The organism is Frigoribacterium sp. RIT-PI-h (assembly GCF_001297205.1).
In the GTDB taxonomy this organism is placed as follows: Bacteria; Actinomycetota; Actinomycetes; order Actinomycetales; family Microbacteriaceae; genus Frigoribacterium.
Map to the genome: position 1 here is coordinate 1 of NZ_LHOZ01000007.1, position 6886 is coordinate 6886.

Sequence of the window (6886 nt, forward strand, 5' to 3'; positions counted from 1 at the left end):
TCCTCGACCCGACCGCCGCTCTCAGCGGCGGGCGTCGCCGGTGGTGGGCTCGATGTGCGGGCCGTCGTCGGGCTCGTCGCCGGCCGCGACCTTCTCGGCCTGACGACGGTCGAACGCCGCCTGCATCGACTCGGCGTGGTCCGTCTTGGCCTTGGCGAGGGCCTCGTCGTCACCGCGCATGGTCGCCGCGGTCGAGCGCAGGCGCGCCCCGACGGCCGTGACGAAGTCGGCGGGGGTGGGACTGAAGTCGTCGCTCTCGTCACCGTCGCCCGCGGCGACGGAGGGGGGCAGCCCGTCGCCCTCGTCGTGTGGGATCGGCTGCTGGGCGTGCTCGACGCAGAGCTTGGCGACCTCCTCGGCGTGGGCGTGCATGACCGAGTGGGCGGCGCCGGGCATCTCCCAGAGGCGGGACGAGGGCAGCAGCTCGCCGACGCGGCGCACCCACTCGCGCGGGGCGGCGGCGGCGTGCCCCCCTCGGCTGACCAGGGTGTCGGCGGCGATCTGAGGCAGGTGCTGCTCGATCGGGTACGTCATCATCTTGGGCAGGATGCGCGAGAACCAGCGCACCCCACAGAGCACGTAGGCGCTCAGGGCCAGGAACTTCACCCGGCCGGGTTCGTGCCAGGCGGCACGGGCGAATCGCCCCGCCTGCGCGAGCACGTGACGATGGGCCGGATCGATCACGGGCCCGATCAGCACCACGGTCGACAGGTCGGGCCGGCGGGCGGCGAGGTCGACGACGATCTGCGTGCCCATCGAGTGCCCGACGACGACCGGGTCGTCGAGCCCGAGTTCGTCGATCGCCGTGCCGACCAGGTCGGCGTACTCACGGATGGTGAGGGCGTGGCCCGGGTGCGGGACCCCGGCGAAACCCGGCAGGTCGAGGGCGTGGACGGGGCCGAACTCGTTGAGGTTCGGCGCGAGGCGTTCGAAGTAGTCGGACGAGACGCCGATGCCCGGCACCAGCAGGAACGCACGCTCGCCGGTGTCACCGATCGTGTTGACCCGCACGTAGAGGTCGCCCCGTTCGACGCGGCGGACGGTCACGTTCGTGTCGACGTCGCCCGAGCGCGAGGCGTCGCGGGCGGCGGCGCTGCGGGCCGAACCGGCGTGGCGACGTCGAGGACTCATCGGATCAGTGTGGCACGGCGGGCTCGGAGCCCGGCGCGGTGGCGGGGCACCCGCTCCCGTGCCGCGCGGGCGCGGCGGGGCGGCACCGCCTGCCCGAGTCTCGTCAGACGGAGGCCACGACGCCGTCCAGCGCACGCAGGTTGCGCCGCAGGATCAGCGAGAGGGCGAGCGCCGATGCGGGCCCGGCGGCACGCATCCACCAGGCGGCGGGACGCCAGACGACACGGATGTCGAGCGTCACGCTGTCGTCGTCGTGGTGGCGCACGCGGTAGCTCTCCCAGCCGCGCTGGGGGTGGCCGACCAGGGCGGCGTGACCGAAGCCGATCTCGGTCTCGGACCGTACGACGGCGAACACCCGGCAGGCGACCGGTGGGTGCAGGGGGCCGAAGGTGACGCCCCAGACGCTCGTCGCGCCGACGGTCACCCGGGCGGGCCCCTCGAGCGGCACGAAGCCCGAGCCGCGATGCACCTGCCAGTGCAGCACGGCGTCACCCGCGGCGTCGAAGGCGGCCCGGCCGTGGCCGATCACCCGGCTGCGGGTCGTGACGTGGAACCCGGCGGGCGGCGGGCCGTCGAGGGTCGGCTCGCCGCCGAGGGCGTATCCGCCGCCGAACCGGGCCCGGGGCGGGCGGGTCGGGCGCGGCCGGGGTGGTCGCGGCCGGGGTGGTCGCGCCCGCGACGGGTGGGACGTCAGGGGTCGGCCCTGCCACGTCATGACGCTCGGCCGGGGCATGATCGGACCGTGACCGAAGCGACCGCCCCGACGCCGCCCCCGCTCTCGACTCCGCCCACGGCCTACCTGATCCTGCACGGCTGGCAGAACCGCCGCCCCGAGGGCCACTGGCAGCGGTGGCTCGCCGGCGCGCTCGGGGCCCGGGGGCACGTCGGGCGCTACCCGCAGCTGCCCGACGCCGACGAGCCCTCGCCCGCCGCCTGGGACGCCGCGGTGCGACGCGAGCTCGACGGCCTCCCCGGGGACCTGCCGCTGACGGTGTTGTGCCACAGCCTCTCGTGCCTGCTCTGGCTGAGGCTGCAGGCCGGTGACGTACCTCCGCGGGCCGACCGGGTCGCGCTCGTCGCGCCTCCTTCGCCCGAGCTGATCGCCGGGCAGCCGATCCACGCCTTCGTGGCCGGCGACCTGTTCGACGGCCGTCGGCTCTCGCCCGGCGGGTCCGCCGCGGCGGTCGTCGTCGCCGGGGACGACGACGAGTGGCTGCCGCTCGGCCCGGTCGACACCTGGGAGGCGCGGGTCGACGCCCCGGTCGTCGTCGTGCCCCGAGGCGGTCACCTCACCCCTGACTCGGGCTACGGCGAGTGGCCGGCCGTGCTGGCCTGGGCGCTCGGGGTGCCCGCGGCGGAGGCGTTCGGCTGATCGGCCGTGCGGTCACGACCGGCGGCCGACGGAGCGGTCACGACCGGCGGCCGACGGAGCTGCCGGGCCTACGCGTCCGGCGCGAGGAAGGCGGCGGCCGCGCGAGACAGGTAGGCCGGGTCGTCGGCGCCGCAGAGCTCGCGGGCCGAGTGCATTCCGAGCAGCGGGATGCCGACGTCGATCGTGCGGATGCCGAGCCGCGTCGCCGTGATCGGCCCGATGGTCGAACCGCAGGGCACCGAGTTGTTCGAGACGAACTCCTGGAACGGCACGCCGGCCTGCTCGCACGTCCGTGACCACTCGGCCGCGCCGAGCCCGTCGGTGGCGTAGCGCTGGTTGGCGTTGATCTTGAGCAGCGGTCCGCGGTTCACGACCGGCTGGTTGACCGGGTCGTGCCGCTCGGGGTAGTTCGGGTGCACGGCGTGCCCGGCGTCCGCGCTCAGGCACCACGACCCGGCGAGGGCGCGGCGGTGGTCGGTCGTCGTCGCCCCGAGACCGGCCGAGACGCGGGCGAGGACGTCCTCGAGTAGCGGACCGGCGGCACCCGACGGCGTGGCCGACCCGACCTCTTCGTGGTCGAACGCCGCGAACACGGCGACGTGGTCGAGCTCGACGCCCGCCGTCGCGGTCTCGATCAACGCGACGAGACCGGCGTGGGTCGACGACAGGTTGTCCATGCGCCCGGCGGCGAACAGCTCGCCGGAGAGCCCCAGGACCGCAGGAGGCGCGGTGTCGGCCACGACCACGTCGTACCCGGTCACGTCGGCTCCGGTCAGCCCGGCCAACCCGGCGAGGTGGCCGAGGACGTCGGCCTCGTCGAGCGGACCCGCCCCGACCACGGGGTTCAGGTGACGCTGGGGGTCGAGCTTGAGGCCGTCGGCGTTGACGCCGCGGTCGAGGTGGACGGCGAGCTGCGGGAAGCGCAGCAGCGGCCCGGTGCGAACCAGGTGCGTCTCGCCGGTGCGGGTGACCAGTCGACCGGCGAACTCGAGGTCGCGGTCGAGCCACGAGGTGAACAACGGGCCGCCGTAGACCTCGACACCGGCCTGCAGCCAGCCGCGGGTGCCGGTCGTCGGCTTGGGCTTGAGCTTGAAGCCGGGGGAGTCGGTGTGCGCCCCGACGACGCGGAACGGCGTCGTGGCCGTCGCCGTGGCGGGCTCGATCCAGGCGATGACCGCGCCGTCACGCACGACGTAGCGACGCCCCGGGCCGGTGGGCCACTCGGCGGTCTCGTCGACGGCGGTGCACCCGGCGTCGTCGAGCCGGCGGGCGGCCCGGCCGCGGCGTGGAAGGACGAGGGCGCGGCCTGGAGGAAGCGGGCGAAGTCGTCGAGGGGGGGGCGCGTGTCCGTCATCCCCACCAGCATGCACCACCCCGTCGTCGCTGAGACCCCACGAAGTCGCCGAGACCCCGGCGCGCGCACGGGGGTCTCGGCGACTTCCTGGGGTCTGACAACGGGTCAGCGGCCGCCGCTGCCGCCGCGGTTCGCCCCGATGTCGCCACGGTGGGCGTTCGCCTCGGGGTCGGCCGAGTGCGGGTCCTCGTCGTCGACGGTCAGGGCGGCGTCCTGCTCGCCCGAGACGCCGCCGGGGCTCACGGCGACGTATCCGTCCTCGCCCGAGTGGCTGCCGCCCAGCGGCTGCGTGACGTCGCCGTCGGGAGTCGCGTCGCCCGACCCGGCGGGCTCGCCTTGCGTGTCGGTCGGGCCCGACCCGTGGGTCGCCCGGTGCGTCTCGATCGCGGCGGCCTCGACGGCCGCCTGGTCGAGCGCGTCACCGTGGCCGAGCTCGTCGTCCGGTCCGTGCGGGTCGGGGTTCGTGCGGGCGTCGCTCATCGGGGAGTCCTCTCGTGGTGGGCCTCCGAGGCTAGGCGCACCGCGCCTTCTCGTCCGGACGGCGTCGTCAGGCGGCGCCGGTCGCGTCACGGCGCGGTCGGCAGCACCGCGGCCCAGAGGTGGAAGAGGGCGTAGGCGCGCCAGGGCGACCACGCCGCTCCGGCGGCCTCGGCCTGCTTCGTCGTCAGGCCGCCCATCACGCGCCGCAGCACGAGGTCGCCCGCGGGCCAGGCGTCCCGGTCGCCGAGGGCACGCACCGCGAGGTACTCGACCGTCCACGGGCCGATGCCGGGCACGGCGAGCAGGCGTCGACGCGCGTCGGCGTGGTCGACGTCGGGCGCGATCACGAGCCCGTCGGCGACGACCTCGGCCCGGGCGTGGATCGTCCGCGCCCGACTGTTCGTCACCCCGACCGCGGCCCGCAGCCCGTCGACGCCGGCGGACGCCCGGCGCCCGGCACGGGGGAACCGCGCGGGGCCCGCCCCCGCGACCGGATCGCCGTAGGCCGCCACGAGTCGCCCGGTGAAGGTGCGCGCCGCGGCGAGCGAGACCTGCTGCCCGAGCACGGTCATCGCGGCCGTCTCGAACCCGTCGGGGTTGCCCGTCACGCGGATGCCCGGTCGCGCCGCGACGAGCGGCCCGAGCACCGGGTCGTCGGCGAAGCCCCGCTCGACGTCGTCGAGGTCGGTGTCGAGGTCGAGCCACGTCCGCACGACGCGTCGGGCCTCGTCGACCGTCCCCTCCGTCGGCGGCACGCCGTCGGGTCCGGTCATCGCCACGTCGACCCCGGTCGACGCGAACGACAGGTCGAGACGGTAGGAGGCGCGCACGGCCCCCGAGCCCAGCTCGACCAGTCGCGCGTGCGACGCCGCGGCGACGTCGGTGGCTTCGGCTCCCGGGACGCTGTGCGCGGCCAGCAACCCCACGGCGTGCGCGTGGTCCCAGGCTCCGACGGGTTCGACGACGAAGCGCGAGGCCGCCTCGCCGGGCGCAGCCGCGTCCGAGGCCGCCGCGTCGAGCGGGTCCGCCCTCACGACCGGGCCGCCCGGCCGCCGCCGGCCGCCACGGGCCGACCGTCGTCGCCCCACACCCCCGACGACCCGCGGCGGTGGCTGTCGACGAGGTGCGTGTCGACGATGCCCGCGGCCTCCATCAGGGCGTGCATGGTGGTCGGCCCCACGAACGTGAACCCCTTCGCCTTGAGAGACTTCGAGAGCGCGAGCGACTCGGGCGACATCGTCGGCACCTCCGCCATCGTGCGGGGCCGGGGCGTCTCGGCGGGCCGGAACGACCAGACGAAGTCCACGAGCCCACCGTCGGCGCGCAGGTCGAGCGTCGCCCGCGCGTTGCGGATCGTCGCGTCGACCTTGAGCCGGTTGCGGACGATCCCCGCGTCGGTCATCAGGCGCTCCCGGTCGGCGTCGTCGAAGCGGGCGACCACCTCGGGGTCGAAGTCGGCGAACGCGGTGCGGAACGCCGGCCGCTTGCGCAGGATCGTCGCCCACGACAGCCCCGACTGGAACGCCTCGAGGCTCAGCCGCTCGAACAGGCCGCGCTCGTCGCGGACCGGCAGACCCCACTCGGTGTCGTAGTAGTCGCGCAGCAGCGGGTCGGTCGACGCCCAGACCGGCCGGGCCAGCCCGTCGTCACCGACCACGACGCCCGTGCCGGCCGGGCCCGACGGCACCGCACCCGACGGAATCGGCTTCGAAGGCACCATGCCGGGGCGCACCACGTCGCTCACGCGCGTGCCTCGAGGTCGATCAGGATCTGCTTGGCCGCCATGCCCCCACGGTAGTTGCCGGCGGTCCCGTCGCTCCGCACCACCCGGTGGCAGGGCACGACGACCGGCAGCGGGTTGGTCGCGCAGACCGTGCCGACGGCCCGCACCGCACGGGGGCTGCCCGAGGCGAGGGCGACCGAGGCGTAGCTCGCCGTCGCGCCGTAGCCGATGTCGGGCAGGTGCTCGAGCACCGTCCGCTGGAAGCCCTTCGACAGACGCCGGTCGAGCGGCAGGTCGAACGCGCGGCGCTCGCCGCGGAAGTACTCGTCGAGCTCGCGTGCCACGGCGTCGAGCCGCGACGGAGCCTCGACGATGCGGGGGCTGACGGTCGAGGCCAGGCGGTCGAGCACCGTGTCGTGCCCCTCGATCTCGAAGGCGACCCGCAGCACGCCCACGTCGGTCGCGCAGACGAGCAGCCGCCCGACGGGGGAGTCGAGGGTGCGGTAGGCCACGTCGACCGCCCCGGCGTCGAGGGCGGCCTCGGCGAAGCGGGCGTGCAGGGCGGCGAGACGGTCGTCGGCCGGGTCGAGACCGGTCAACAGGACGCGCGGGTCTGTCGACGCGTCGGCGGGGGAGGCGGTCATCGCGTGCCCTTCGGCTCGGGGGAGGCGGACGGGGGACCGCGCGGGGCGGGGACTCGCTGCCGTCGGGGGCGGCCGCGGCGGTGGCGGGCGGGCCGAGGGCCGTGCGCGTGGCGACGGGGGCCGCTCCGGGGGCGACACCGCCCGAGAGCTGCGACGATCTCGTCCTCAGCGAGGTCGAACCC

The 6886-nt window shown here is 75.7% G+C and carries 7 protein-coding genes and 1 pseudogene; 1 reads left to right on the forward strand and 7 read right to left on the reverse strand.

Features of this window, described 5'->3' with window-relative positions; all coding sequences use genetic code 11:
- Positions 1-21: 21 nt before the first annotated feature.
- Together AEQ27_RS00490 and AEQ27_RS00495 are read right to left on the reverse strand one after the other, a co-directional pair.
- Complete coding sequence (locus AEQ27_RS00490) at positions 22-1131, reverse strand: alpha/beta fold hydrolase (protein ID WP_082383103.1); 1110 nt, start codon at positions 1129-1131, stop codon at positions 22-24.
- Between the two features lie 103 nt (positions 1132-1234).
- On the reverse strand, positions 1235-1864 hold the full coding sequence (locus AEQ27_RS00495) for a DUF1990 family protein (RefSeq protein ID WP_054144907.1): 630 nt from the start codon (positions 1862-1864) through the stop codon (positions 1235-1237).
- Between the two features lie 9 nt (positions 1865-1873).
- Here AEQ27_RS00495 and AEQ27_RS00500 point away from each other — a divergent pair, with 9 nt between their 5' ends.
- Positions 1874-2503 (forward strand): alpha/beta hydrolase, encoded by a 630-nt coding sequence (locus AEQ27_RS00500; protein ID WP_054144908.1) that lies wholly within the window; start codon positions 1874-1876, stop codon positions 2501-2503.
- Between the two features lie 68 nt (positions 2504-2571).
- On the opposite strand, the pseudogene AEQ27_RS00505 reads toward AEQ27_RS00500, so the two are convergent.
- From AEQ27_RS00505 to AEQ27_RS00525, 5 genes and pseudogenes are all read right to left on the reverse strand, one after another.
- Positions 2572-3857: pseudogene (locus AEQ27_RS00505) on the reverse strand (M18 family aminopeptidase).
- A gap of 105 nt (positions 3858-3962) precedes the next feature.
- Entirely contained in the window at positions 3963-4337 is a 375-nt protein-coding gene (locus AEQ27_RS00510) for a hypothetical protein (protein ID WP_054144909.1), read from the reverse strand.
- A gap of 86 nt (positions 4338-4423) precedes the next feature.
- Positions 4424-5371 (reverse strand): DNA-3-methyladenine glycosylase, encoded by a 948-nt coding sequence (locus AEQ27_RS00515; protein WP_082383105.1) that lies wholly within the window; start codon positions 5369-5371, stop codon positions 4424-4426.
- Complete coding sequence (locus tag AEQ27_RS00520) at positions 5368-6057, reverse strand: DNA-3-methyladenine glycosylase I (RefSeq protein WP_054144912.1); 690 nt, start codon at positions 6055-6057, stop codon at positions 5368-5370. Before AEQ27_RS00520 ends, AEQ27_RS00515 begins: the two co-directional genes overlap by 4 nt.
- A 20-nt stretch (positions 6058-6077) precedes the next feature.
- Positions 6078-6704, reverse strand: a complete 627-nt coding sequence (locus tag AEQ27_RS00525) for a methylated-DNA--[protein]-cysteine S-methyltransferase (protein WP_054144910.1) — start codon at positions 6702-6704, stop codon at positions 6078-6080.
- Between the last annotated feature and the right edge of the window lie 182 nt (positions 6705-6886).